At 66.7% G+C, this 26,817-nt stretch carries 23 protein-coding genes and 2 pseudogenes; 6 read left to right on the forward strand and 19 right to left on the reverse strand.

Annotation, left to right across the window (positions count from 1 at the left end; genetic code table 11):
* Window positions 1–2: 2 nt before the first annotated feature.
* From ON39_RS21985 to ON39_RS22010, 6 genes are all read right to left on the reverse strand, one after another.
* Complete coding sequence (locus ON39_RS21985; protein WP_040737193.1) at window positions 3–1,700, reverse strand: ABC transporter substrate-binding protein; 1,698 nt, start codon at window positions 1,698–1,700, stop codon at window positions 3–5.
* A gap of 31 nt (window positions 1,701–1,731) precedes the next feature.
* Window positions 1,732–3,711, reverse strand: coding sequence for an ABC transporter ATP-binding protein (locus tag ON39_RS21990; RefSeq protein ID WP_211336331.1), 1,980 nt, complete (start codon window positions 3,709–3,711; stop codon window positions 1,732–1,734).
* A gap of 71 nt (window positions 3,712–3,782) precedes the next feature.
* Window positions 3,783–4,724, reverse strand: a complete 942-nt coding sequence (locus ON39_RS21995; RefSeq protein WP_211336332.1) for an ABC transporter permease — start codon at window positions 4,722–4,724, stop codon at window positions 3,783–3,785.
* Complete coding sequence (locus ON39_RS22000; protein WP_040737195.1) at window positions 4,721–5,677, reverse strand: ABC transporter permease; 957 nt, start codon at window positions 5,675–5,677, stop codon at window positions 4,721–4,723. Before ON39_RS22000 ends, ON39_RS21995 begins: the two co-directional genes overlap by 4 nt.
* 112 nt (window positions 5,678–5,789) lie before the next feature.
* Complete coding sequence (locus ON39_RS22005; RefSeq protein ID WP_040737197.1) at window positions 5,790–6,830, reverse strand: alpha/beta hydrolase; 1,041 nt, start codon at window positions 6,828–6,830, stop codon at window positions 5,790–5,792.
* A gap of 126 nt (window positions 6,831–6,956) precedes the next feature.
* Window positions 6,957–8,696, reverse strand: a complete 1,740-nt coding sequence (locus tag ON39_RS22010) for a carbamoyltransferase family protein (RefSeq protein WP_083894617.1) — start codon at window positions 8,694–8,696, stop codon at window positions 6,957–6,959.
* A 155-nt stretch (window positions 8,697–8,851) separates the two neighbouring features.
* On the opposite strand from ON39_RS22010, the gene ON39_RS22015 reads away from it, so the two are divergent.
* Window positions 8,852–9,391 (forward strand): DinB family protein, encoded by a 540-nt coding sequence (locus ON39_RS22015; RefSeq protein WP_146251135.1) that lies wholly within the window; start codon window positions 8,852–8,854, stop codon window positions 9,389–9,391.
* A 7-nt stretch (window positions 9,392–9,398) separates the two neighbouring features.
* Here the strand turns inward: ON39_RS22015 and ON39_RS46055 are convergent, their stop codons facing one another.
* The 5 genes from ON39_RS46055 to ON39_RS22040 form a co-directional block, all read right to left on the reverse strand.
* A complete protein-coding gene (locus tag ON39_RS46055; protein WP_110293610.1) occupies window positions 9,399–10,217 on the reverse strand; it encodes a hypothetical protein in 819 nt (272 codons plus the stop codon).
* 158 nt (window positions 10,218–10,375) lie between these two features.
* A complete protein-coding gene (locus ON39_RS22025; protein WP_040737234.1) occupies window positions 10,376–11,878 on the reverse strand; it encodes an aldehyde dehydrogenase family protein in 1,503 nt (500 codons plus the stop codon).
* A 49-nt stretch (window positions 11,879–11,927) separates the two neighbouring features.
* Window positions 11,928–13,031 (reverse strand): alpha-hydroxy acid oxidase, encoded by a 1,104-nt coding sequence (locus ON39_RS22030; RefSeq protein WP_051186915.1) that lies wholly within the window; start codon window positions 13,029–13,031, stop codon window positions 11,928–11,930.
* Between the two features lie 44 nt (window positions 13,032–13,075).
* On the reverse strand, window positions 13,076–14,206 hold the full coding sequence (locus tag ON39_RS46060) for an SPL family radical SAM protein (protein WP_051186916.1): 1,131 nt from the start codon (window positions 14,204–14,206) through the stop codon (window positions 13,076–13,078).
* Window positions 14,207–14,661: 455 nt separating this feature from the next.
* A complete protein-coding gene (locus ON39_RS22040) occupies window positions 14,662–15,669 on the reverse strand; it encodes a ParB/RepB/Spo0J family partition protein (protein ID WP_063713382.1) in 1,008 nt (335 codons plus the stop codon).
* A gap of 357 nt (window positions 15,670–16,026) precedes the next feature.
* Between ON39_RS22040 and ON39_RS48930 the strand changes: the two genes are divergently transcribed.
* Both ON39_RS48930 and ON39_RS22045 read left to right on the forward strand, forming a co-directional pair.
* Window positions 16,027–16,389: a hypothetical protein gene (locus tag ON39_RS48930; RefSeq protein ID WP_146251139.1), complete on the forward strand. Its 363-nt coding sequence runs from the start codon at window positions 16,027–16,029 to the stop codon at window positions 16,387–16,389.
* Window positions 16,386–17,348: a poly(ethylene terephthalate) hydrolase family protein gene (locus tag ON39_RS22045; RefSeq protein WP_146251141.1), complete on the forward strand. Its 963-nt coding sequence runs from the start codon at window positions 16,386–16,388 to the stop codon at window positions 17,346–17,348. Before ON39_RS48930 ends, ON39_RS22045 begins: the two co-directional genes overlap by 4 nt.
* A gap of 3 nt (window positions 17,349–17,351) precedes the next feature.
* Here the strand turns inward: ON39_RS22045 and ON39_RS22050 are convergent, their stop codons facing one another.
* On the reverse strand, window positions 17,352–18,740 hold the full coding sequence (locus tag ON39_RS22050) for a hypothetical protein (protein ID WP_040737201.1): 1,389 nt from the start codon (window positions 18,738–18,740) through the stop codon (window positions 17,352–17,354).
* Between the two features lie 587 nt (window positions 18,741–19,327).
* Between ON39_RS22050 and ON39_RS22055 the strand changes: the two genes are divergently transcribed.
* Window positions 19,328–20,458 (forward strand): phosphotransferase family protein, encoded by a 1,131-nt coding sequence (locus ON39_RS22055; RefSeq protein ID WP_040737203.1) that lies wholly within the window; start codon window positions 19,328–19,330, stop codon window positions 20,456–20,458.
* Between the two features lie 8 nt (window positions 20,459–20,466).
* Window positions 20,467–21,564 (forward strand): Rv3169 family protein, encoded by a 1,098-nt coding sequence (locus ON39_RS22060; RefSeq protein WP_040737205.1) that lies wholly within the window; start codon window positions 20,467–20,469, stop codon window positions 21,562–21,564.
* Window positions 21,565–21,574: 10 nt separating this feature from the next.
* Here ON39_RS22060 and ON39_RS22065 read toward each other — a convergent pair whose 3' ends face one another.
* The 4 genes and pseudogenes from ON39_RS22065 to ON39_RS50770 form a co-directional block, all read right to left on the reverse strand.
* Entirely contained in the window at window positions 21,575–21,943 is a 369-nt protein-coding gene (locus tag ON39_RS22065) for a VOC family protein (RefSeq protein ID WP_246002926.1), read from the reverse strand.
* Window positions 21,944–22,126: 183 nt separating this feature from the next.
* Complete coding sequence (locus ON39_RS22070; RefSeq protein WP_040737209.1) at window positions 22,127–22,489, reverse strand: cobalamin biosynthesis protein; 363 nt, start codon at window positions 22,487–22,489, stop codon at window positions 22,127–22,129.
* A 339-nt stretch (window positions 22,490–22,828) separates the two neighbouring features.
* Window positions 22,829–23,452: pseudogene (locus tag ON39_RS50765) on the reverse strand (cobyrinate a,c-diamide synthase); the annotation flags it as partial.
* A 35-nt stretch (window positions 23,453–23,487) separates the two neighbouring features.
* Window positions 23,488–24,030 (reverse strand): hypothetical protein, encoded by a 543-nt coding sequence (locus ON39_RS50770; RefSeq protein WP_169335904.1) that lies wholly within the window; start codon window positions 24,028–24,030, stop codon window positions 23,488–23,490.
* Here ON39_RS50770 and ON39_RS49700 point away from each other — a divergent pair.
* Window positions 24,029–24,436: a hypothetical protein gene (locus tag ON39_RS49700; protein WP_169335905.1), complete on the forward strand. Its 408-nt coding sequence runs from the start codon at window positions 24,029–24,031 to the stop codon at window positions 24,434–24,436. The genes ON39_RS50770 and ON39_RS49700 overlap by 2 nt on opposite strands.
* Here the strand turns inward: ON39_RS49700 and ON39_RS47495 are convergent.
* From ON39_RS47495 to ON39_RS22095, 3 genes and pseudogenes are all read right to left on the reverse strand, one after another.
* Window positions 24,368–25,093 (reverse strand): annotated as a pseudogene (locus ON39_RS47495) (cobyrinic acid a,c-diamide synthase CobB); the annotation flags it as partial. The gene ON39_RS49700 and the pseudogene ON39_RS47495 overlap by 69 nt on opposite strands.
* A gap of 142 nt (window positions 25,094–25,235) precedes the next feature.
* Window positions 25,236–25,850 carry a cob(I)yrinic acid a,c-diamide adenosyltransferase gene (gene cobO, locus ON39_RS22090; protein WP_040737215.1) on the reverse strand — a complete coding sequence of 205 codons (615 nt, stop codon included), beginning with the start codon at window positions 25,848–25,850 and terminating at the stop codon, window positions 25,236–25,238.
* A gap of 178 nt (window positions 25,851–26,028) precedes the next feature.
* Window positions 26,029–26,817: vWA domain-containing protein (locus ON39_RS22095; RefSeq protein WP_040737216.1), on the reverse strand; the 789-nt coding region annotated here is incomplete at its 5' end.

Genomic DNA, 26,817 nt, shown 5'->3' on the forward strand with positions numbered 1-26,817 from the left:
ATTCACCCTTTGGCCGCGTTCCCGAGGAAGAACTGGAGCCCCGCCGTCGGGTAGACGCCGGTGACGCTCCGCTGCGTAGCGCTCAGGTAGTTGTAGAAGTAGGCGAACACAACGGGGGTCTCGTCGAGCAACAGCCGCTGAATCTGTCCCGCCAGCCGCCGCTGGGTGGACAGATCCACTGCCGCGACGAATTCCTTCGAGAGCTTGTCGTAGGCCGGATTTCGGAAATGAGCGGCATTCCATGATCCCTGCCGGGACTCGGTGTCGATGGACTGCAACGGCGCCTTCAGATAGACATTCGGGATCACCCGGGCGCCATAGTCGACGAGGCTCATCTCACCGTCCAGCCAGTCCGACTTCCCGAAGGTCGCCTGGCCGTAGTACTTGGACGGCGTTTCGATGATGAGCTTGATATCCACCCCGATCTGGGCCGCCGACTGCTTGATGATCTGCGCGAAATGCGGAATCTCGTGTAGCTTCTCGGTGAGCAGCGTCGTCGAGAACCCCCGGGCCACGCCCGCCTGTGCGAGCAGCTGCCTGGCCAGCGCCAAGTCCTTGTTCCGCTGCGGGACATCGGGATTCGTGGACGCGAAGGTAGGGGCGAACGGGCTCTCGTTCCCTACCACTGCCTGCCCCTTGAACAACGCCGATACGATGGCCGGTCGGTCGAGGGTGCAGGCGAGCGCTTGCCGCACCAGCTTGTTCTGGAAGGGCCCGACGTCATTGCGCAACGACAGCTGGCGATGCGACGCCGCTTTCAGGCTGGTCACGGTGAAGCTGCCGTTCAGCAACTGCGGGCTGATCACCGCCGAGAATTGGCCGATGCAGTCGATCGCGCCCGCCTGGAGATCGGCCACCATCGGGGTTTCCTCGGCATAGAAGATGAAATCGACCCTCGACGGCAGCGCGGGGGTGCCCCAGTAGTGCGGGTTGGGGACATATGTCGCACCCACGTTGGGTACGTAGTCGGCTTTCATCAATCTGCCGGTGCCGATGAAATCGGCCGAATAACTGCCGTAGTCATAGTCTTTCGGCACGATGATCATGTTGTAGTTGTCCGAGGACACTGTGCCCACGAAGCCCCCGTCGGGTGCGTCGAGGTCGAAGGCGACGGTGCTGTCGTCGACCTTCCGGACGCCGCCAGGCGAGAGCGTCCCGGCGAAGAGCGACAGCGCGTTGGCCGAACTCTTCGGGTCGCATTGGCTCTGGAAGCTGTAGACGACATCGTCGACCGTCATAGGGGTGCCGTCGTTGAACCGCACGCCTTGGCGAATCTGGAAGGTCCATACCGAGGCGTCCGCGTTCGAGCTCCAACTCGTAGCCAGCCATGGGCGGTAGTTGTTGTCTTGGTCGGCGAGAACGAGATACTCGCCGACATTGCCCAGCAGTTGGATGCCGCCCGGGTCGACGATGGTGATCGGATTGGGGGCGGCTTTAGGGGCGTAGATCCCCGCTTTGATGGTCGCACCCGGTTTACCGCTCGGCGGCGGCCCCGAACTGCCGGTGGTCGCGCCGCAGGCGGCGAGGATGCCGCCGAGCAGCGGCATCGACAGGCCGAGCATGCTGCCCTGGCGCAGAAACCCTCGTCTCGTCAGCCGCCCGGCGATGAACTCATCGATCACCTGCTCCTCGACAGGTCCGCGCCCCCAACGGAACTCATCGAGCCGTGCGTAATCTATCTTTCCGGAACGGCTGGTCATCACACCTCCATGGACTCGATGCCACGGGCATTCATCGAGTCTCGACGCTCTGCAGATCGCGCAATTCGGCCACCGGAATGTGACAGCGCAGGAAATGACCCGGTTGCACCTCCGCCAGCGGGGGTTCCGTCGATTCGCACACCCCGCCGGCCAGGCGCCGGTGGCAGCGGGTGTGGAACACGCACCCGGGCGGGGGGTGCGCCGGGCTGGGTATCTCGCCTTCCAGGATGATGCGCTGCCCCGGCCGCTCGCCCAGTCGCGGTACCGCCGAGAGCAGCGCCTCGGTGTAGGGGTGATGCGGGCCGGAGAACACCTGGTCGGCGTCGCCGAGCTCGATCAGCCGACCGAGGTAGAGAACGGCGATACGGTCCGAGAGATAGCGGACGACACCCAGGTCGTGTGAGATGAGCAGATAGGTCACCTGGTTGCGCCCCTGCAGCTCACCGAGCAGGTTGAGAATCGCCGCCTGCACGGAGACGTCGAGCGCCGAGGTGGGTTCGTCGCAGACCAGAATCCGGGGATTTCCGGCGAACGCGCGGGCGATGGCGACGCGCTGTTTCAGTCCGCCGGACAGCTGAGCCGGGCGCAGTGCCAGATGCCGCTGTTCCATCCGGACCGCGCCGACGATCTCCTGGAGCGCGGCCTCGCGTTTCGATCCCGACAGCTCGGCGAGCTTGGTCAGTGCCCGGCCGATGAGATGCCGGACGCTGTGCCGCCGATTCAGCGCCGAATCGGGGTTCTGAAAGATGATCTGCATGGCGCGCAGCTGATCCTGGCCGCGGTCGCCGGCGGTGGGCGCCAGTCGAGCGCCGGACAGCTCGACCACCGAACCCTCGTCCGGCGACGTCAGGCCCAGCAGCACCCGGGCGAGAGTGGTCTTGCCGCTGCCCGACTCACCGACGAGCCCCAGCGTTTCGCCGAGATGCAGATCGAGGTCGATGCCGGTGAGGGCGGGTACGCGCTCCCCGCGTGCGGTGAAGGTCTTCGATACCCCACGCAGCGAGATGACCGGTGCCGAGCCGCGTTCCGGCGGCGCCTGTGGAACGTCCGCCGGTGTGGTCCGCGGCAGCGCCGCCGCACGCTCGTGGTGGTGACAGCGCGCCGTCCTGGCGTCGGTCACCGGATATCTCGGCGGCGTCTTTTGTCGGCAGCGCTGATCGGCGAGGGCGCAGCGCGGCGCGAAGACGCAGCCCGCGGCAACCTCTCCGGGAGCGGGTAAAAACCCCGGAATCGTGTCCAGGCGGCTGTGTTCCTTGCGCCGGCCCCCGTCGGGAACGCAGCGGAGCAGCCCCACCGTGTACGGGTGCCGGGGCTGCTCGAAGACCGCACCGGCCGGCCCCTCCTCCACCAGCTCGCCCGCGTACATCACGCCGACCCGATCGCACATCTTGGCGATCACGGCGAGGTTGTGACTGATGAACAGCACCGCGGTGTGGAACTGTTCGCGCAGTGCGGAGACCAATTCGAGAATCTCCGCCGCGACCGTCGCATCGAGCGCCGTCGTCGGCTCGTCCAGGATGAGCAGGGCCGGCCGCGCGGCTAGCGCCATCGCGATGATGACCCGTTGCAGCATCCCGCCGGACAGCTGATGCGGGTACGCGCGCAGCACCCGGCCCGGTTCGGAGATCTGCACCGTGCGCAGCGTCTCCTCGGCCCGCCCCGCCGCGTCCGCCCTGCTCACGCCGGCCACCTCGAACACCTCGGCCAACTGGCGGCCCACCGGAACGGACGGATTGAGTGCCCGGCCGGGTTCCTGGTAGACCATGGACACCGTCCGCGCCCGCAGCCCGCGCAATGCGTCCCGGTTCAGCGAAGCCACGTCCTGACCCGCCACGGTGATCGAGCCGGAACTCACTCTCCCGTTACGCGGGAGATAGCGGGAGATGGCGAGCGCGATCGTCGTTTTGCCGCAGCCGGATTCGCCGACCAGCCCGAACGTCTCCCGCGGCCCGATCCGAAACGACACGTCCCGCACCACCGGGAGGTCGGCAGCGCGGACCGTGTAACTCACGTCGAGATTCTCGACGGCCAGCACCGGTCCGTCGGTTGGCCGGCCGCCGGCCCACGGGGAAAAGTCGACGGTCACTGGATGAGCACCCCCTCGACGGCGTCGGCGACAAGGTTGATGGCGACCACCAGCGAGGCGATCGCCAGCACTGGGAAGAGCGTTTCCCACCAGTAACCGGCGGCCAGGTACTGGTAGCTGCTCGCGACATCGCCACCCCAATCCGGCGTCGGAGGCTGGATCCCGAAGCCGAGGAACGACAGGGTCGCTACCGCGAAAATCGCGTATCCGAGGCGGACCGTGAACTCGACCAGGATCGGACCGAGCACATTCGGCAGTATCTCCACGAACATGATGTGGGAGTCGCGCTCGCCGCGTAGCCGAGCGACGGCCACGTAGTCGAGTCCCCCCTCCTGCAGCACCGCCGTCCGCACGGTCCGCGAAACAACCAAACCGAATACGATTCCGATGACAACGATCAGTGTGGGCGCCGAAGGGCCGAGCGCCACGACGAACAGCAACGCCACAATCACCACCGGCAGGGCGAGCACGGCCTCCACCACTCGACCGATCACATTGTCAGTCATGCCGCCGAAATAGCCCTGTACCAGACCTACGCAGGTGCCGACGGCCGTGCCGAGGAGCGAGGCGAGCGGCGCGACGATGAGGACATCCCTGGCTCCGGTGATCACCCGGGACAACACATCGCGACCCAGCGAATCGGTCCCGAACCAGTGGGCGCCGGAGGGCGCGGCGTTGAACACGGCCAGATCGCCCTCCACCGGGTCGTAGGGACTGAACACCGTTCCGCACACGGCGCACCCGACCCACCACAGCAGCAGAACCGCCCCGACGAGGAACGTCTTCGAGCGCACTAGGTGGTGGACGTACTCCCGGCGGACGGACCGGACGGATACCTCGACCACGCCCGCGGCCGACGGCATCCCGATAGGGTGTTCCGGCGTCGAACTCGGCACCGGCACGACGACGGGTATGTCGCGCGGTTCCTCGTCACTCATGACTCGGCCCCCTGGAGCCGGATTCGTGGATTCAGCACCGTGTAGAGGACATCGGCGACGAAGGTCGCCGCGAGGTACACGATGCCGATGAGGAGAACACCCGCCTCCAACATCGGGAAGTCCTTGTTGGTGGCCGCGGTGAAGATCAGCCTGCCCAATCCCTGATAGTTGAACAACGTTTCGACCACGACCAGGCCGCCGACCAGATAGCCGGTTTGAGTGGCGACGACGGTGATCGTGGGCAGCAGCGAGTTGCGCAGGACGTGTCGCCGGATCACCACCGAGCGAGGTAGCCCCTTGAGGATGGCGGTCCGAACGTAGTCCGAGTCGAGCGCCTCGAGCGTACCCGCGCGAGTCATCCGGGCTATATAGCCGAAGAGGATGAGCACCAACGGAATCGCGGGCAGGATCAGGTAACGGAGCTCGGCCGGCGGGGAAGTTCCGGCCGGTGCGGTCGCGGTGACCGGGAAAGCCTTCAACCCGATCGCGAAGACCACGATCAGCACGATCCCGGAGACGAACTCCGGCACGGTCGACAAGGAAAGGGCGGCCACGCTGATGGTGCGGTCGACCGCTCGACCCCGGTAGAGCGCGGCGAGCACGCCGGCGGTGATGCTGACCGGGACCACGATCGCGAGGGCCACCAGCGCCAGCTTCAGCGAACGCACCAACGCCGGCATCAGCAAGGAATCGACCGGCGCCCGGAACTGATAGGAGGTACCCATGTCGCCGCGGGCGAAATTCGTTACCCAACTCCAGTATTGGCTGAGCAGGGGGCGGTTGACACCGAGTTCCTCGTCCAGCAGGGCAACGGCGTGCTCGGAGGCGAACGGGCCCAGAATGGCCCGGCCCGGATTGCCGGGCAGCACCGATCCCGCAAAGAAAACGATCAGGCTCAGCAACACGAGGGTGAGCAGTGCCAGTCCTAGCCGCTCGAGCAGATACCGCGCCACCCGCTCCCCCTTTCCCGCCCCACCGCGTCCGGCTCGGCAATTCACGAGCGTGCACAGTCAGCGCATAGCAGTAGATTTTCACCCAGCACGCGCGGGGGCGCAACGGCCTCTGCTACGGCCCCGCCGGGGCGTCGAGTCGCTTCGCCAGCCAGGCCAGCGACATCGGGTAGCGATAGTCGGTGCCACCGTGTGCGGCGTCGAACAGCTCGAAATTCATGTTGTCCGACGGCACGCCGACGTCGAGTAGTGCCTGATGGAAGGCGGCGGCGCCGAGGTCTAGATACCATTCGTCCCTGGTGCCGCCGTCGATCCAGATCGCCCGCATCGACCGCATGGTCGCGGCGTGGTTCGGCACCATGCGGACCGGGTCCCAGGCCAGCCACCGTTGCCAGACAGCAGGTTTCAACACGCCGGTGCGCGGATCGAACGGTAGCTCCGGGCGGCCGTCCGTGCCCGGCGAGAAGCATGCCGCGACCCCGTACAGTCCGATCAGGTCCTGGTCTTCGGGTTTGGTGAACGACACCCGCTGCTGAAAATCCCTCCACCAACGGTGAATATCGCCGTCGTACGCTCGTAGATGACGCACGGCGTTCGCGAATCCGGGCAGGCAGCAATACTCATAGAGTGCGTCACCGGCGTGAGTTGCCAAGGCGCCGAAAAGATCTGGGCGGAGCATCGGCGTGATCATCGCACCGAGTCCGCCACTGCTGTGGCCCATGATGGCGCGCCGATCGCGATCGGCGGCCGTGCGATAGTGCGCGTCCACCCACGGGACGACCTCGTCGCAGAGGTATGCGTGATAAGGGCCGGTACCAGGTGAGTCGACGAATTGACTGCCACCATAGGTGGTCCAGGCGTCGACGTACACCATGATCGCCGGCGGCGCCTCGCCTGCCGCGAAGACCGCGTCGGCGGTTTCCGGAAACGGGCGCCGGAACGGCATCCGGTTTCGCCACATCTCGAGCTGACCGGTGTAGCCCTGAATTACATAGATCGACGGATATCGTCGGTCGCCATCATCCTCGTAGCCCGGTGGCACGTATACCCACAACGGTCGTTCGTGCGGATCGTGCAAAGGATTGTCGCGCAGCAACGCGCTGTCGAAGACGTGTTCATCGAGACGTCCGGCGAGTTCGGCAGACCACGGCGACATACCTCCGACGTCAGTCGCGTCAGGCCATTGCCGCCCGTTGTCACGTGATCGCATTACAGTGCGCATCGGAGCCGAGCCACGCACTCCGGCAAGGCGCCGGAGCATCGGCTGGACGATGCTCCCGCCTCACACTTCATGAGCTCGGATGTGACCGGCGCCGAGACCCTCGAGATCCACCCTGACGTCGTCCTTCCACATGACCATGTCGGCGACGACGAGTACATCGAGACCGGATTCGGTGAAGCAACGCACCGCATCCGCGGGAGTACGGGCGATCGGCTCGCCCCGAATATTCAGCGAGGTGTTCAGGACCATGGGCACACCCGTAATATTTCGGAAGCAATCGATCAGTCGATAATAGAGCGGATTCGCGGCCTCGGTGACCGTCTGGACCCGCGCGCTGCCGTCGACATGGGTAATCGCCGGAACCGAGCTTCTGCGGTCGGACCGGACATTCATGGAAAGCAGCATGTATGGGGAATCCATTGCCTCCTCGAACCATTCCGCGGTCTGCTCGGCGAGCACTGAAGGCGCGAAGGGGCGCCACGGCTCTCGGAACTTCACCAGGGTGTTGAGTTTCTTGGGTATATTCGTGTCCCGCGGATCGGCCAGAATGGAACGGTTCCCCAGCGCCCGCGGGCCGAACTCCATCCGGCCCTGACACCATCCGACGACAAGGCCGTCCGCTATGGCCGCCGCCGCGACCCCGGCCGGATCCGCGACCTTCGCGACTCGGCTGACGCCACTGTTCGCGATGGCGTCGGCGACCGAATCCTCGTCGACGGACGGCCCGAGATATATCTGGTCGACCGGAACTGTCGGCGCCTTTCCGGAGAATTCGACCCATTGCAGAGAGGCCGCCCCTATCGCCGCGCCCGCATCGTGAGCGGCCGGTGGGACGAAGAGCTCATCGGCTATGGACGACGTGGCAAGCGCCGCGTTGGCATTGCAGTTCAACGCCACTCCGCCGGCCAGCACGAACTGCCGGCACCCGGTGCGCGCGGCCAGGCGGGCGGCCAAGAAATGATAGGCCTCCTCCAGCTTCTGCTGCACCCAATATGCGAGCTCCCTGGAGTTCGCATCGGGCTGCCCGAGCGGCACACGGTATATATCGAGATTCCGCAACTTGTCGAGGTGGATATGATATCGATCCGCGTCGAAGGTCAATACGTCATCGAAGCTCAACTTGCCGGAACCGTACCCGGCGAGCCCCATTGTCTTGCCTTCGTTGCCGACGTATGCGACGTGGTCCGGTACGTCGCTCTTGCCACGCAGCCCACTCTTTCCATACAGTCCGCACAGGCTCGTCACATAGGTGTACAGGTGTCCTATCGAATCAGACACCGGATACGATTCGAGATGGTCGATGCCGACACCGGAGGCATGCCACAGCGAAGTGGATTCGCGTTCGCCACGGCCGTCGATCACCAGCACACTCGCCTCATCGAAGCCACTGAGATAGTAACCGCATGCGGCATGCGTCAGGTGATGCCGGAAATAACGTGCGTCTGGCAGACCATTTCGTTCCAGTTGATTTCTCGCTTCGCGCCAGGTTGCCAAGTTCTGTGCCGCGATCAGCTCGCGCCCGGCGGGGCCGAGGTCGTCGTGGTCTATGAGGTTCTTGTCGAAGGGATTGTCATTGCCCTTGAATTGCCCGTAATCGAAGGTGAGGCCGACCCCGCGGAGATCCGCACGGCGAATGCCTGCTTGCTCGAGACAATATTCGATTGCGGCGACCGGAAAAGCGTTCGTGTGCCTGTCACGATTGAATCGCTCTTCCTCGATGGCGCAGACCAGCTCACCGTCGACAACTATCGCTGCCGAGGTGTCATGCAGAATGTTCAATCCCAAGAATGCGGCTGCCATCGACCCCTCCAGAACTGCGCGTGAAATCGAGCATCCCACACGTAGAGCCCGATTTCAAGGCGGCTCGACGCACGTTCGAAACATTGGATACGCTGACCCACCGTCGGCGACAACTGACATATCAGCCGGGTAATGGATCGGAAAGGATTACCGCTGTGGAAAAATGGGGTGCGGATCTATATGGCGATCCCTGTGCCGGTTGCGGATTCAACTGGTCGCTGACACCGGAGGAAGCAATTCGGATCGTTACTGGGCTGCCTGCCCGCTATCGCGAGCTGCTCGACGGATACACGGGACATGAACGCCACCCGGAATTGGCGTGGAACCCAGCTGCCTACATCAGCCACGTCGTCGATAATCTGCGTCATTGGGCCGAAGGCCTCGCCGGTGCTCGACTGTCCGAGGCGACGGACATCCTCGGCTACGACCCAGACCTCCTGGCGCAGGCCCGCCACTACAACGACATCGCTCCCGCGGCCGCGCTCTGGTCGCTGGAACGCGCGGTTTCCGCTTGGTCGGCGTCGGTCACCGCGGCCCTGCGGCACGGGGTCGTCCTGCGGCACGACGCACGAGGCCCGCAGCGCGCGCAGGACGTCGCCCGCAACAACGCACACGACGGTTACCATCACGCGTGGGACATCGAGCGCATCCTCGACTTCGCGGGTCCCGCCATCTTCTCCCCCGGCGCGTCCTGAGCGGCGTCTAATCCAGCGCTACCTCGTACAGATACCATTCCGGATCGAATTCGTCGCGTCGGATGACGGTACCGTCGGCGGTCAGGAACACCACAGCGGGTCGCTCCCCGTCCACAGCCACGAATACGCCGTCCGCCAGGGCATGCCAGTCCTGTAGCCATCTCGTCCGCACCGCGATGTGGCGATCCACCTCGACACGGCAGTCCGCCGCGACACCCTGCGCACCCGCTATCCGGCACACGAGTCCAGTGCCGTTCACGGTGTCGGCGAGCGTGAGCATGCCGGATTGCCACCGAACCGCATGCGGTCGCGCCAGGCCTTCGAGTAATGGCCAGGTATGGCCGGTGCCCCGGTCGATGCAGACGAGGCAACCCTGGTGGAAGAGCGTGGCGAGCACCGTGGCCGGACCCAGTGCCAACGCCGAATTCACATGTGTCGCCTGCAGCCAGGTGTCGTAGACGATCTCGCGGTGATCCCCGGACTTGCTGAGCGTCCGTCCGCTGCCGAAGGTGTCTGTGTCGAAGCCGTGCTCAGCGCCCCACCACAGCCAGCGTGGCTCGCCGTCGGAGGTAACCTCGATGATCGAGTCCGTACCCGAAGAGGCGACGACTATCCCGTCTTTCCACGCCCGCAGCGAGTGCACGTCGTTGAACCACGGATGCGACGTGAAGTCGTGTTTGTAGGTGAGGTCCCTGCTCCATAGTTCGATGACATGATGTCGCGCGATGAGATAGCCGTCGGTCACGGCGAGGATGCCCTGGGGGCTGTCACAGGGCACCGTCTGCGACACGTTGCCGAATCGGTCGACCGACACCAGCAAGCCCATCGCCCGATCGCCGGACGACATCGGGCGCCACGCGCTGATCTTTGGACGCGGGCGGCCGTGCACACGCTCAGCGTTCCACCGGGCGCGGCGATCCTGTAGATCTCTCGTTATGACGGTAAGCACATAGCTTGGCAGCTCCGGGCCGTTCAACCTCGCCGTCATTCGTCCCCCAGGTGCACCCAGGTGGTCTTCACATCTGAGTATTTATCCAGGACGGCTGTTCCCTTGGTGCGGCCGAACCCGGACCTGCCCACGCCGCCCGCAGGCACCGTGAGGTCGTCGCCCTCGAAGCAGTTGATCCAGGCGATGCCCGCCTTCGCCGCGCGGGTCACCCGAAACGCGGTATCTATCGAAGACGTCCACACCGAGATTCCCATCCCATATCCGGACGAGAACGCCACCCTGAGCGCGTCATCCACGTCGTCGAACGGCCGGGCAGCCGCGACGGGCGCGAACACCTCGTCGGTGAAGATTCGACTCGACTCCGGGGCGTCCGCGAGCAGCGTCGGCGCAAAGTACCGGCCACCGGCCACCGGCGCCACCGACATACCGCCCCGCAGCACTCGGCCGCCGCCCAGCACAGCCTCCTCGGTAGCCAACTGGGCGTCGCGCAGCTGGCGGTCGGTGGTCAGCGCACCGACCGAGGTCGCCCAGTCGAGCGGGTCACCCACCCGCAGCTGGTCGATCTCGGCACTCACCGCGTCCAGGAACTCGGCATACACCTCCCGCTCGACCAGCACTCGGGCGCAGCCCGTACACATCTCGCCCTGATTGAAGTACGCGCCCCATGCCACGGCGTGCGCCGCCGCGTCGATGTCACGGACGTCCTTGAACACCACGGCTGCCGACTTTCCGCCCAACTCCGGCCAGACGCGTTTGCCATTGCTCTCCCCGCTCGCGCGAATGATCGCCCGGCCGGTCGCCGCCGCCCCGGTCACCGCGACCGAATCGATATCGGCATGCCGACCGATCGCCTGCCCCGTCTCGCGACCCACACCCGGGACGACGCTCAGCGCATCCCTGGAGACGCCCGCCTCCACCGCCAGCTCGCAGCAGCGCAGCACGGACAGCGGCGCCCGCTCCGACGGCTTGACGACCACCGAATTGCCGAGCATCAACGCGGGGGCCACGTCGTAGCCGATCAGCGCCAACGGAAAATTCCACGGCAGCAAGATTCCGACAACCCCGACCGGCTCCCGGCTGACCAGCGCCACATCGTTCGCGCCGACGGCGGGGTGATCTCCGTGCAGTTTGTCCGCGAGCTCGGCGTACCAGCGAATGGCCCGAACGACGCCGCGCAGATCGATCTCGACCGCGTCCCTGATCGGCTTCCCGGTCTCGAGGCTGACCAGCAGCGCCAGGTCGAGGCGCTCGGCCTCGATCGCGTCCGCCCATGCGCCGAGCGCCTCGCCGCGCTTGCGTGGAGTGAGTCGCGGCCAACAGCCGAGCCGTTGTTCGGCGCGTGCGTGCGCCACCGCGTCGTCCACTTCTGCCTGGCCGCAGGATGGGACCGTGCACAGCAGGGTCCCGTCGCGTGGGCTGAGCAGATCAAAGGTGTCAGCGCAGTCATCGATCCGCTTCCCGTGCATCAGGGCTCGGGCGTCCGGGACGATTTTGTCGGCCATCACCTGCCAATCAATCGTGTTGCCGGAGTGGGTCATCTCGGCTCCTTCCCTTCGCCGCACCACACTGTCCACCTGATTCGCTCGCTCATTGCGCCGCCGCCGCACTCAACCGCACCATCGACCGATCGATGTCCTTGAGGGAGCGCCGACCGGCGAGCAGCATCGACCGCTCGAACTCCGCGCGCAACAGGCGCAGCGCCGCAGACAGCGCGACCGCCCCGCCGGCCGCGAGAGCCATTGCCGTCAACCGACCGACCAGAACCACATCGGCGCCGAGCGCGAGGGCCTTGAGCACATCGGAGCCGCGCCGGATCCCGCCGTCGACTGCCACCGGCACCCTGCCCCGTACCGTGTCCACGACTTCTGGCAGCTGGTCCATGGTGGCAGGCAAGCAATCCAGTTGTCGGCCACCGTGATTGGACACCACAATCCCGTCCACCCCGGCGCCGACCGCCAACTCGGCGTCCTCTGCGGTAAGGACGCCCTTGACCAGTAACGGCACCTCGAGCCGCCGCCGCACCTGGGCGAGGGTCTCCCAGGTCCAGTCCGAGCCGAACCCGGAGATCAGCCGGTGCGCTGCCGACGCGCCGGTAGCGGGATAATTGCCGCTCCATTGCTCCTCGGGCACGAGGTATCGGCGTGACATGGCGCGTTCCCGCCATCCCAAAGTCGGACAGTCGATGGTGACGCAGAGCGCGGCGTATCCGGCCCGGCAGGCTCGCTGGGCGAGGGCAAGAAACTCGTCCGGCTCGCCCCACGCGTGCAGCTGCATGACCTTCGGTCCGTCGCTGGCCGCGGCCACGGTCTCCAGGGAGAATCGGGATGCCTCGGAGATCACCGGCGCGATTCCGGCCATGGCTGTCGCCGCGGCGGTCTCGCACTGGCCGCGCTCGTGGAACAAGCCGTCGCCGCCGATCGGCGCGGTCAGCACGGGGAAGGCCAGGTCGATGCCGACGAAGGTAGTGCTGGTGATCAGGTTGGTGACACCGGACAGATACTTCGGGCGGAAGCTCCACCTGCGCAGCGCGGCGAGGTTGTCCCGCAGGGTCTGCTCCGCACCGGCGCCGCCGTCGAGCACCGCCCATGCGTCCGCGTCCAGGCGTTCCCGCGCGCGAACGTAGATCTCCTCCAGCGTGGCGAAAGGCTCACCGCTGGGCTCGATCGCCTGCTCATCTGTGGAGTGCGTCATCGTCGCGTCCCGCTCCTTCTCTCGTGCACGGTCCGTTCGGTCCGTCAGGCCACCGGCGCACGCTTGGCGACGAGAGTGTGGTGGGCGGGCAACAGCAGTTCCTCGGATGCGACGTAACCCCCGTTCTGTTTGGCCAGGCGGGTGCCGAGGAACAGCTCACCGCTGTCCCAGAGCGATCGGACCAGCTCGATGAGTCCATCACTCGGCGCGAAGCCGCGATACCACGCGAGGAAGTCGGGCCATTCGGCGACCGTCCCGCGCTCGCCGATCCAGCAGGCCATGTCGTACACGGTCGGCAACTTCCATCGGTAGATTCCGCCCGTTTGCGGTCCGGTCGTCAGGAAGGGGTAGTTCTCCGAGACATAGGTGGCGCCGCCGGCCCTGGCACCGTCGCGCAGCGGAGTGAGGGCAGGCAGCGCATGCTCGAAGTCGCAGGTGTCGGCGGCAACGCGGCTGAAGTCGAGGTCCCTCGGGTACGCCTTCTCGAAGGTCTCGAACGAGCCGCAATGCTCGGCGATCGCGTCCATGCCCTGGTAGAAAACCGCCCAGTACGGCTTGCGGGCACCGAGCATCGCGCTGTATATATGGCTGCCGCAGGCTTCGGCGAGGCGTTTGCCCATCGCGGCCAGGTTCTCCGGGGTGTCCAGGCCCGGAATCAACGGCGCCACGTGGAACGCGACGGGAATGTCGTTCGCCGCCAACTGTTCCGCGACCCGCAGCCGTTCCGTGGGGCTCGGGGCACCCGGTTCGATCCGGGACGTGATCGCCTCGTTCAGCGTGATAATGGATACGCATACTTCCACCAGCCCCGCCGCGGACAAGTCGCGCAATATATCCAAGTCGCGCAGCACCAGCGTGCCCCTGGTGAGCACGAAAAGCGGGATTTCCGTCGCGGCGGCGGCTTCGAGAATAGTTCGAGTCAGCTTTTGCTCCGCCTCGATCGGTTGGTACGGATCAGTCGTCGTACCGAGATCGACAATGCCGAGATCCCGGCGCGCCGGAACGGAACCACCGGACGGACGAACGTGGCGCCCGTATTCGCCGGGTCCCTTGTAAAGGCAGTATTGACATTCGAACTCACAGCCTTTGTAGGTGTCCGTATACGAACGCCAGTGGTGCGCTCGAATGGTCTCGACGGAGGTCTGGAACTCGAACGTGCTCGGAAGTCGGTGCATATCTGCCCCCAAGGTTGTGGCGCTGACTGTTCGATCGAGGACTACGCCGCCGCAGCGGGCCCTGGCGCTGATCGACTCAACGGCCGCGGTGTGTCGCACACGCCGCCCAACGACGATGGGGTGCTATTCCCCAGTGCAGTGGATTTGATGAAAAGCTAATGTACTCGGTCTATGCCCCGAACTGTCAAGGTTTGTCGTTTCCGGCCCTTCGTACATTCCGCGGCCACCGAATCATGGTTTATCCAAGGGTAATTCGAGGGCGTAGGGACGGAGGGTCAGCTGCCGTTCGAGGCAGCGTTGCTACGGTATGGCCGGCCAGGGTATGTCGCCGTGCCATTAATTCCGAGTCGACACCGAAGCGCTCACGTGTCACGCTTCCGGAAAGTGCGGCGCGGCGACCGTCGACTGATCATGCCCGTTCGCGAACGGCCATGCGCTCAGCTGTGCGGACGCAGTCACGCCGATACGTGGGGATCGTTTCGCCGCTCGAGCCGTTCCGCCAGTTCAATCCATTTCTTGCCGTTTTGTCTCGCAAGTTTCGATATGATGTCGCCGCAATGTTCCGGCAGACCCGTGAGCAGCTGCTCACACTCATCGACTTCTTTCGACCACAGCTGCAGTCGCCGTAATAGCAGACGTCCTCTTTCGTTCAGTCTGATGGCCGGATCATTCTGTAGCGCCTTGAGCGTCCGGAGATAACTGACTGTTTCTTTCGACATATTCGCTGTCTCGAGAGAATGTGGCCCCAACGTCGTGTCGTTGTCCCGGGCGCTGTCCTGGGCCGGTCGGCTCGCCGGAGGTGAATCGGCCCCGCCATCGCCGACGAGGGCGATGGTGGCCGCGTCGGCGGCGCGCAGCGAGGTCGTACGACCCTCGCCACGATGCAACCGAGCCTGGACGGCTCGTACCGTATTGGGCGAAAGACCGGTGATCCTGGCTATCTCACGCAGCGAGACATCGCGGCCCTCACGCATAATATCCTCGGCGACCCGCCGGCCTTGCGCACTGTCCAAGGGGCGGACCCGACCGTCCTGCCCTACCCGCCCGTGCAACTGGGGAACGTCTCCACTTGCACGGCGTCGCAACCGTCCGACAGTCTTGTGGGACAGACCGGTCGCGGAGGCGATGAGCCGATCGGACCACTGCGGATACGCCCCGATGATGCGAGTAGCCGCCGATTTCCGCTCCGCGAGCGACAGCGGTAAACCGTGCGCGGTATTGGCGTGCACCGCCAAAACAAAGGCGTCCGCAGCGTCACCATCGAAGAATTTTACGTCGATCTCGTTGTCCCTACGCATTTCTGCCGCACGCAGCCTGTGCATGCCATCGATAACTTTCATCGTCTGCCGATGGACCAAAATAGGCGGTAAGGGCGTCTCCGACTCCACCAGTCGCTTTATGTGTGCTCGATTCTCTCCAGAGATACGGGGCGAATCCGAAGGCAGCAAATCGGCGACCGACATGCGTTCCACCGGACATCGAACCGTTGCGCTGACCCATCTGTGGATTATGGACTCCTCGATGTTGCCTACGCATACCTCAGCAGAATTTCCCATAGCTAAGTTCCTATCGCCTGCTTGCGATGCCCCCGCTCGGTCGATGCCATTGACATTTTTACCGACCCGACAACCCATCGTTCACCCGCGAAGGACATCTGGAACATCTGGCCACAACATATTTTGATGCGAAACGCACAGGCCCCCATCGCATCGGACAAAACCCCCGAATCAGTCACTCTTCCACAAGAAGCGCGCGTGCAGCCCCTTGGCGACGATCGACAGAACTATACCAGATGGAATTGATAACGGGCATGCCCGAAGATGTTCGCCGCCACCGTCTTCCACCTCCCCGAACGGCCGTCGGCAACATTTCGATCCAGCGATGACGTGCCAAATATCGCCCGGCATATTTGCCGCATATTATCCACAGCTGCTCGAATTTCCGACTTTTTCGTAATACTGCAGTTACAGCGCGCCGAAGAACTTAGCCGTGACATTGCCGCATCTGGTGCGCGGCAGGTGGTCCTGGTGTGCGGCTGGGCGACCGTTCCGCTGCCGACCACGACGACGCCACGGCGGCCGCCGAACCCGCGCGAGCCGCGCTCGACCAGCGGAAAACAGCCGCCGGTCGCGGGTGCGCCGTGCCGGGCATCGGCGTCGATCGTTCCTATACTCGGCGCATGAACCGCTGGCGTCGGGCAGTACAGGTGGGAATGGTCTCGATCGCATTGGTCACCGGCGCGGTGGCGCACGCCGATCCGGCCCCCTACGTGCCTGCGCCGGGCGTCGAGTCGACGTACTTCGAGCCGGGCCCGGCGGCGGTGAACGAGCGGCTCGGGTTCGGGTGCTGCGACACCACCGGCGCGAAGTTCGACCTCTGGTACCCGGCCGATCTCGGCACCGAGCGCCACCCGATCGTGCTGTGGGGAAACGGGTCCGACGCCATACCGAGTCAATACGCCCATCTCCTGCGGCATTTGGCGTCGTGGGGCTTCGTCGTGATCGGCACCGAGAACCAGCAAACCGGTTCGGGCGTCGATATCCGCAAGTCGCTGGACTACCTGCTCGCACAGGACGAGGACCCGGCGAGTGTGTTCTTCGGGAAGCTGGACCGGGAGGCGGTCGGCGCGGTCGGGCACTCGCAAGGCGCGACCGGTGTGCTGAACGCCTTACGCGACTCGGGCGGGGCGATCAAAACCGCTGTGCCGCTGGAGATCGCCGCCCAGCGGTTCTGCTCCAACGCGGCCAAGTGCACCGACACCCGTTCGCTGACAACCGGTTCGGTGTTCCTGGTGAATGGGTCCGCCGACGGCATCATCTCGCCGTCGCGGCAGCTGCTGCCGTGGCAGTTGGAGGGCTTGCAGTCGAATCAGGCTTACTACGAGGCCGTTCCGGCGAACCTGACGAAGGCATGGGGCACGCTGAACGGGCCGGACCACAACGATGTGCAGGGACAACCGGACTGCGCCGCCGCGTCCAGCCCGTGCCGGGTCGGGGTGTACGGATATCTCGGCTATCCGACGGCTTGGCTGATGGCGCAGTTGCGCGGTGACGCCGCCGCACGGGATGCGTTCCGTCCGGGCGGCGACTTCTACAAGTCGTCGCCGAACTGGAGCAACCAGGTGGGCAGCGTCACCGGCTGAGCGTCAGCTGAAGTGCGGATAGTCCTGGACCCACTGGAAGCCGGTGCGGCGCAGCGGGAACGAGTCGAGGTTCATCTGCTCCAGCGACAGCGTCACCTGATGGCCGTCGAGTTGACCTTCCAGGCGCAGCCGGTCGGGCACGGGCCGGGTGAAGGTGAACGTGGCGATCTGCGTGGGCTGGGGCTGCGCGACCTGGCCCGGCGAGACAGTGCCCGCCACCTGTGACACCGTGAGCGTGTGCGCCTCGGCGTCGACCGTGCCGACGACGGGCACCAGGGTGCCGTCCATCTTCTGATACGTCATGCCGCCGACGTCGAAAACCACTCGCTGCCAACGGTTCTGGTCGGTGAGCAACGGCTGGAGCGGCTGACCGTCCTGGCTGAACTCCGACACCGTCCAGATTCCGTACAGCTCCGGCTTCGGCGCGCCGCCGCTTTCCTTCCAGAACTTCATGCCGTCCTGCACCACGCCGAGCAGCACCCAGACGGCCAGCACCGCCTGCACGCCGACCGCGATCAGCCGGACGCGACGCGAACGGAACGGTTCCGGCTGCGTGGCAGGATCCGAAGAGCGTTGCAGGACAAGGATGTTCGCCAGCCGCCGGGCCTGCGGGGCGAGCACCACCAGCGAGAGCAGCATGAGGTGGCCGGCCAGGATCTTCACCGGCACGTCGAAGGTCATGTTCAGGATGAACACCTGAGCCATGCTCACCAGACTGATCATCGCGCCCAGCGTCGCGGTCCGCGGCAGGAACAGCAGCAGTCCGCCGAGCACCTCCGCGGAGCCGAGCAGCATCTCGTAGACGGGCGAGGTGCCCACCTGCGTCCAGAGCACCGACATCGGGGTGAGATCACCGTACTGCGTGAGCAGGGTCGTCAGCGACGGCTCCGGCATCTGGGTGGGAATCATCTTGGCCATGCCGTAGAAGAGCATCTGCCCGCCGAGGCACAGCCGCATGGCAAGCAGGAACCAGGTGCTCAGCCGGTCATAGTTGGGCCTGCGGCGATCCAACACGGACCACAGCACCGTCGTGAACGCGGCGACCACCAGGATGCAGAACACGAAGACCCAGATGATCGCCTGGTCGCCGCTGCCCGAATCCAGGTGCAGTTGCACCTCCGTGTCGAACACATTCCGCCCGACCCACTCCCAGATCGGGCTCAGCGTGTACAGCAGGCCGAGGATCGCGCGCTCGGGGAGCTTCGGGCCCAGCGGGCCGGTGAACACGTACAGGATCTGCGAAAAAATTAGGCAGAACAGGCCGAAGTAGACGAAGCAGAACCGGAAGGCGATGCGGGTCAACGGATTCCAGCGCGTATCCGATGCTCCGTCGTCGTCCGGGTCCTTCGCGACGGTGCCCCGATCGGCCGACTCCGTACTGACAGCACTCACAACGCACCCCTCACCTTGAAATCTCCACGGAGGTCGACGGTATCGAGCAGCCGGTCCGGGCGCCTCCAGGAAATCCCTGGTCTTTGCGTCGGCCATGAGGCGTACGTGGTAGCCACACCCGGACGGAGACCCGCGACAGTCGCACCGGACCGAGCGCAGGCGAAGCACTCACAGAACGGGCACAGCCGAACGCAGTCCGTCAGTCGCCGCGCCGGCGAGGCACTCGAGAGCGGGCGCTGTCAGACGCAGTCCGTCGATAGCTGCGCCGGATCGAGCAGACGAGGAAGCCGCAGAACAGGCGCGGCCGGATGAAGTCCGTCCGTAGCCGCGCCGGACCGAGCGCAGGCGAGGTAGCCGCAGAACAGGCGCGGCCGGACGTAGTCCGCCCCTAGCCGCGCCGGACCGAGCGCAGGCGAGGTACTCGCATGTCAAGGCCCGGTTCCGGACAGTGAGCGGGTTCGGCGGCGTCGCTCGTTTTCCGCCCGCCGCGGAACTGGAACGCGTTACTGTCGCGTATCGCGGCGCAGCGCCGCCGATGCGGGCTGGGCCGAGGCGCGCCCGCGGTTCATGGCGTCAGGAGGACAACGATGGCCGAAGATCCGGATCCCGCCGAGCGGCAGCAGCTCACCGTCAGCGAGCGCGATCTCGACGTGCTCGCCGAGGACCTGGCGCGCTGGCTGGATTCGCGGGTCTCCGCCGACCACCGCCCGAAGGTTTCCAATCTGTCCCGGCCGCAGTCGGGCGGAATGTCGAGCACCTCCATCCTTTTCGACGCCGAGTGGAGCGTGGACGGACGACACGAGAGCGGCTCGTTCGTCGCCCGGATGGCGCCGGAGCCCGGATCGTTCCCGGTGTTCGAGACCTACGATCTGGCCACCCAGTACCGGGTGATGGCCGGGGTCGCCGAGCACACCGACGTGCCGGTGCCGGGCCTGTGCTGGCTGGAGGAGGACGAGAAGCCCCTCGGCACACCGTTTTTCGTGATGAAGCGGGTCGACGGGCGGGTGCCGACGGACAATCCGCCGTACGTGTTCATCGGCTGGCTCTTCGACGCGACGCCCGAGGAGCGCGCGCTGCTCACCGCCAACACCGTCGAGGTGATCGCGAAGGTGCACGCCATCGCGGATCCGGCGCTGCACTTTCCCGCGCTGCGCGGCCCGGGACAGTCGCTGCGCAGGCACGTCGAGGCCCAAAAGGCTTGGTACCGCTGGGCACTGGCCGACGACGGCTTCGAGATCCCGCTGCTGGAGCGGGCTTTCGCGTGGCTGGAGGAGAACTGGCCCGAGGACCCCGGCCCGGACGTCCTGAGCTGGGGCGACGCCAGGCCCGGCAACATCATCTTCCGCGATTTCGAGCCGGCGGCGGTGCTGGACTGGGAGATGGCCGCGTTGGGCCCGCGCGAACTCGACGTGGCATGGGTCATCTTCATCCACCGGTTCTTCCAGGACATCGCCACCCGGTTCGATCAACCGGGCCTGCCCGACTTCCTGCGCCGCGCCGACGTCGTGGCGAAATACGAAGAGCTGACCGGTCATCCGGTGCGCAACCTGGACTGGCACATCGTCTACGCCGCGCTGCGGCACGGCATCGTGATGGCCAGGGTGAAGCGCCGGATGATCCACTTCGGGGAGGACACCGACACCCCCGACCGCGACGACTATGTCATGCATCGAGCGAGCCTGGAGCGGCTGCTCGAGGGAACCTACGAGTGGGATTGAGATCAGCCATGCCAGTTCCGTTGGACGAGTATCCGATTCACCAGACCGGACTGTCGCTGGCCCGGGTGGCCAGCACCGACCGAAACTTCTACGACCGCAGCTACTTCAACGGTCACGACCGCGACGGCGGCACGTTCTTCATCACCGGATTCGGGGTGTATCCGAACCTGGGGGTGACCGACGGCTACCTGGCCATCCGTCGGGGGGACGTACAGCGTTCCGTTCGGTTCTCCGACGCGCTCGGCGAGCGCGGCCTCGAGCAGCGGGTCGGCGGCTACCGGATCGAGGTGGTCGAGCCGTTGCAACGGCTCCGGGTGATCTGCGAGCACGAGGACCTCTCGTGCGATCTCACCTGGGAGGGCGCCTTCCCCACCGTGCAGGAGCAGCCGCACCTGATCCTGGCCGGCAACCGTCCGATCATCCAGGCGACGCGCTTCGCCCAGTTGGGCTCGTGGTCCGGAACAATCCAGGTCGACGGCGACGACATCGCGGTGGACCCGGCGATCTGGACCGGCACGCGCGACCGCTCGTGGGGCATCCGGCCGGTCGGCGAGAACGAGCCGCCGGGACGGGTGGCCAGCGAACCGGCGGGCGGCTTCTGGTGGATCTACACGCCGCTGCGGTTCGACGACTTCGCCGTGGTGATCATCATGCAGGAGGACCCGGACGGAACCCGCACGCTGAACGACGCGGTGCGGGTCTGGCCGGACGGGAGCACCGAACAGCTCGGCTGGCCGCGCGTGTCCATCGACTATCGTTCCGGCACAAGGCATCCCGTCGGCGCCCGGATCGAGCTGACGACCAAGGACGGCAAGCCGCTCGAGATCGAGGTGACCACCGGCACCGGCGTGCCGCTGCATGTCGGCTGCGGCTACGGCGGCGATCCGGACTGGGGACACGGCCAGTGGAAGGGCCGCGACTGGTCCCTGTCGAGCCGCTACGACATGACCGCCCCCGATATCGTCGCGCGCACGCCCTACGGCGTGATCGATCACGTGGCGCACGCCCGCTGCGGCGACGCCGAGGGTTGGGGACTGTTCGAGCACGCCAGCATGGGCCGGCACGATCCCACCGGCTTCGCCGACTGGGGTTCGGTCGCGCCGTAGGGCTTTCGCGTCAGAATGCGGGTCTGGCCAGTTCGGGACGTTTGACGTAGTCGGTCAAGCCGATCACGTTGCCCCACGGATCGGACACCTCGACGCTCCACCCGGTCGTGACTTCGAAGGGCGCGGTGAGCATTTCGACGCCGTGCCCTTCGAGCTCCGCCGCGGCGGCTCGCGCGTCGGGCACCTCGAGCCAGACCCGCATGGCGGGTGGTGCGCCCTGCCCGGCGGCCGGATCGACCATCGCCATGATTCCTGGCGTCTCCGCCGCGACCCCGAACAGCGCGATGCCACGCTCGGGCACCGTGAACCGCACCGAAAGCCCCAGCCGGTTCGCGTAGAACTCCACCGCCGCGTCCAGGTCGCCCACGGGAACCAGCACGTTATCGATCCCTCGGATATCCACCCCGTCATCAAACCACCGGATACGGTCGGGCTCAGTGGGTTCGGCGCACTGGCCTTTGCAGTGCGGCAGTGCGGCAGTGCGGCAGTGCGGCAGTGCGGCAGTGCGGCAGTGCGGCAGTGCGGCAGTGCGGCAGTGCGGCAGTGCGGCAGTGGCGGAGTTTCACGTTTCGACGAGTGCCGCCGCGACGACTACGCCGTCGATGGTGGTTTTCGGCACGACCAAGGTGCCGCCTGCCGCGGCGAGGATGGCCGCCGCCTCGGCGACACTGCGTGTACCGACCGCAGCCAGCGTTCGCGAGTCCGGGTGCGGGACAGGCACTTCGGCCAATTCGGCGGCGGTGTAAGTACGGATCGGCACTTCTAGCTCGGCCGCCGCATCGAGTAGGCCGGGCTCGGATGCCCGGCGATCAATGGTCGCGAGCCCACCGATCCGGTTGATACCCAGCACATTACGTACCGCTGCGACGATGGATGCCGCAGAAGTACCAGGACGCAGGCCGAGACCGACGATCAGCTCAGGCATTGATCACCGTCACGCCCAGATCCCGCGGTGCCGGAACCGCGCCGGTGCCAAATCGCGCCGGTGCCGAATCGCGCCGGTGCCACATCGCACCCTTACCGAATCGCACCCGTACCGCTCGCGTCGGTACCAAATCGCACCCGTACCGAACTGCGCCGGTACCGACTCGCACCCGTACCGAACTGCGCCGGTACCGAACAGCGCCGGTGCCGCACCGCACCCGTACCGAATCGCGCCTGTACCGCTCGCGTCGGTACGAAATCGCGCCCGTACCACACTGCGCCGGTACCGACGCGACGCAGCTGCGCACTACGGTGGCAGTTGTCGCTCCACCGAAGGCGCTCAGCGGCTGGCACGGATACCCGCGTACTCGACTGCCGCCGCCACGAAACGCGCTGTTGCGTCGGGGTTTCCGGCGGGATGGGTGTGCAGGTACGAGGCGTGCACGCGCTGGACGAGCGCACCCTCCCGCACGCGTGCGCCGTCGCTACCGTGCCAACCCCAGGCCGGGGCGTCCGACGCGGCCGTGACGAGGCGGGTCCGATGGAACTCGTGCCCGCGCACACGCTCCCCCGCGCGCCACAGCGGGGAATCCGCCAACGCCACCGCATCCCGATACCCGAGGGTCAGTCGCGGCCCGAACTCGGCGTCGGCGTCGATCACCCGCGCCATCGGATGCCCGTCGAGCGAACGCGTCAGATACAGCAGCCCCGCACACTCCGCGTGCACAGGCATACCACTCTTCGCCCGCGCCGCCACCGCACCCAGCAGCACGGTATTCGCCGCGAGCTCGGCCGCATGCTCCTCGGGAAACCCCCCGGGCAACACCAAACCTGCCGTGCCCTCAGGCAATTCGTCCCGCAGCGGATCGAAAACCACCACCTGCGCACCCGCAGCCAGCAGCAGCTCACGATGCTCCGCGTAGCCAAAAGTGAACGCGGGCCCACCGGCCATTGCAATCAACGGCCCCGAGCTGACGACGCCGCCGTGCTCCGCAGCGCTCAGCGGCGCGATATCAGCTCGATCGGGGGAGAACCCGTCGAATCCACCGACACCGTGCGTCCGATCACCAACGCTCCCAACAGCATCAAGCGACGCTTCGTCCGACAGAGCCTGCCCGTCATGCCTGGAGACCGGCCCACCACGCCCCGCAGCCTGCCCGCCACGCCCGGCAACCGGCCCATCATGCCCAGCAACCGGCCCGCCACGCCCGGCAACCGGCCCGCCACGCCCAGCGACCGGCCCATCATGCCCAGCGACCGGCCCGCCACGCCCGGCAACCGGCCCGCCATGGCCAGCGGCCTGCCCGCCATCTCGGGCCATCGGCCCGCCATGCCCAGCGACCAGCCCATCACGCCCGGTAACCGGCCCATCATGCCCAGCGACCGGCCCGTCATGCCCGGTAACCGGCCCATCATGCCCAGCAACCGGCCCGTCATGCCCGGTAACCGGCCCGTCATGCCCGGTAACCGGCCCATCATGCCCAGCGGCCTGCCCGCCATGCCCAGCGGCCTGCCCGCCATCTCGGGCCATCGGCCCATCATGTCGAGCGACCGGCCCGCCATCCCCAGCAACCGGCCCACCATCCCCGGCGACCTGCCTACCAAGCCCAGCGACAGGTCCACCACCCCCGGCGACCGGCCCACCATCCCCGGCGACCTGCCTACCAAGCCCAGCGACAGGTCCACCACCCCCGGCGACCTGCCTGCCAAGCCCAGCGACCGGTCCATGATCCCCGGCTGCCGGCATGCGATCCCCAGCGGTCTGCTGGCCATCCCCGGCGACCTGAGCGCCAAGCCCAGCAACCCGACCGCCAAGCGCCGAGACAGGCCCATCATGCCGGGCAATCTGCCCACCATGGCCAGCACTACCCAGCCCGCGCGCCTCGGCCACCGCATCCCACATCGGACCGGTGGCGGTGGAACGGGCCAGGGCGGCGATCGCGGCTAGATCCACATGTGCCGCAACCAGATTCGTCATCGCCGACACCGCCTCGGTCGCGGCGGTACCGTGCTCCACTGCCGGAATCAACCCGAGATGCCGGGAGGGCACCTCTAGTTCGGCCATTCGTGGCAGCGAACCGAGCACCGGAAGCCCCACTCGGTCACAGGCGGCGCGGAGCACTTGGTCGTGGCGCTCGCTGCCGACTCGGTTCAGGATCACTCCGCCGAGGCGGATGCCGCTGTCGAAGGTCGCGAATCCGTGCAGCAGCGCGGCCAGACTCTGGCTGTGTCCGCGAGCGTCCACCACCAGCACGACGGGGGCGCCGAGCAGGCTCGCGACCTGCGCGGTGGAGCCCTCGGCGACCGGGCCCGCGTGGTTGGCGTCGATGCGGCCGTCGAACAATCCCATCACGCCCTCGACCACTGCTAGGTCGCAGTCTCGCGCACCGTGCCGGTACAGGGGCACAACACGTTCCGCGCCCACGAGCACCGGGTCGAGATTGCGGCCCGGCCGCCCCGCCGCCAACCCGTGGTAGCCCGGATCGATGTAGTCCGGCCCCACCTTGAACGGGGCGACCCGGTGACCGGCGCGCCGCAGTGCTCCGATCAAACCCGTTGCCACCGTGGTCTTTCCGCTGCCCGAGGCGGGCGCGGCGATCACCACCGCACGCACTTCCCCGCCCACCGCTCACCTCCCTCCCGCACGACCGGCACGGTTTGCCAGGGACCGCCGCACCCGCTCTCGGGATCCGCACCCGCTCTAGGGCCCCAAAGGCAGTGCGAGGCCCGAGAAAGGGTGCGGCGGTTCACCATTCGATGCCTCGCTGGCCCTTGCGGCCCGCGTCCATGGGGTGCTTGACCTTCGTCATCTCGGTGACCAGGTCGGCGCAGTCGAGCAGCGCCTGCGGCGCGTCGCGGCCGGTGATCACCACGTGCTGGTTGCCGGGTCGACCGCGCAGTGTCTGCACCACCTCGTCGACATCCACCCACCCCCACTTGAGCGGGTACGTGAACTCGTCGAGCACATAGAACCGATGCTGCTCGGCCTGCAGCCGCCGCGCGATCTCCCGCCAACCGTCGAGCGCGGCGGCGGCGTGGTCCTCGTCCGTGCCCGCCTTGCGGGTCCACGACCACCCCTCGCCCATCTTGTGCCACTCCACCGAGCCGCCGACGCCGGTCTGCTCGTGCAAGGTGCCGAGGGCGCGAAAAGCCGCCTCCTCCCCCACCTTCCACTTGGCGCTCTTCACGAACTGGAACACCGCGACGTCGAACCCCTGGTTCCAGGCGCGCAACGCCATCCCGAACGCGGCGGTCGACTTACCCTTCCCCGGCCCCGTGTGCACCGCGAGCACCGGCTGATTGCGCCGCTGCCGCGTGGTGAGCCCGTCGTCGGGCACGGTCTCCGGAACGCCCTTGGGCATCGAATCTCCTTGTCAGTCCACGACTCATCGTCGAGCCGCCCACATCATCCGCCGGCCCGCGCCACTACCTGTGTTCGCGCGCCGGACTTTCGACGCACGAAGTCGGCCACGTCCGCTCCACCCAGCGCCCGCTCGGTGCCCGAACGAGGCGGACCGAACCAACTCAGGGTGTCGCACATCACGCGGCGCGCGGGGCGGACCCGAGCCGCCCCGACCCTGCCCGCACCACATCCGCGACCGAATCCCCGGTCAGCTCAGCCAATCTCAAATATCCCCCGCGCAATTCACGCGCCAGTTCGGCGGCGAGCCCGAGCCGGATCATTCCGCGCTCGCAGTCGACCACGATCGAGGTGACCGCCTCGTGGGCAAGCCTGGCCGCGGCGGCGCGGGCGCGCGGGAGTGGGTCCACACCGCCGGTGGCGCGACCGTCGGTGAGCAGCACCAGCATCGGGCGGCGGCGCGGATCGCGCACCCGCTCGCGCAGCACGATCTCGCGCGCCTTCACCAGGCCCGCCGCGAGCGGCGTCTTGCCGCCGGTGCGCATGCCCGCCAGGCGCCGCACGGCGATGTCGACCGAGGAGGTCGGCGGCAGTACGAGTTCGGCGTCCTGCCCGCGCACGGAGACGACGGCGACCTTGTCGCGCCGCTGATACGCGTCGCGCAGCAGAGTGACGATGGCGCCGGTGACGGCGGAGAGACGGTCCCGAGCCGCCATCGACCCGGAGGCGTCGACCACGAAGACGACCAGATTTCCTTCGCGCCCTTCGCGATACGCGCCGCGCAGGTCCTCGGCGGCCAGCTTCAGCGCGCCGTCGCCGCGGCCGCGCGAACGCTGATGCGGCGCGGCGGCGAAGATGGTGCCGAGCAGGTGCAGGCCGGTGGCGGTATCGGTGCTCGACCGGACGACGCGACCGTGGCGCGACTCGGCCCGCGAGCGACGCCCCGGTGCGCCCTCGCCGACGCCGGG

This window comes from Nocardia tenerifensis NBRC 101015 (genome assembly GCF_000308715.1).
Lineage (GTDB): Bacteria > Actinomycetota > Actinomycetes > Mycobacteriales > Mycobacteriaceae > Nocardia > Nocardia tenerifensis.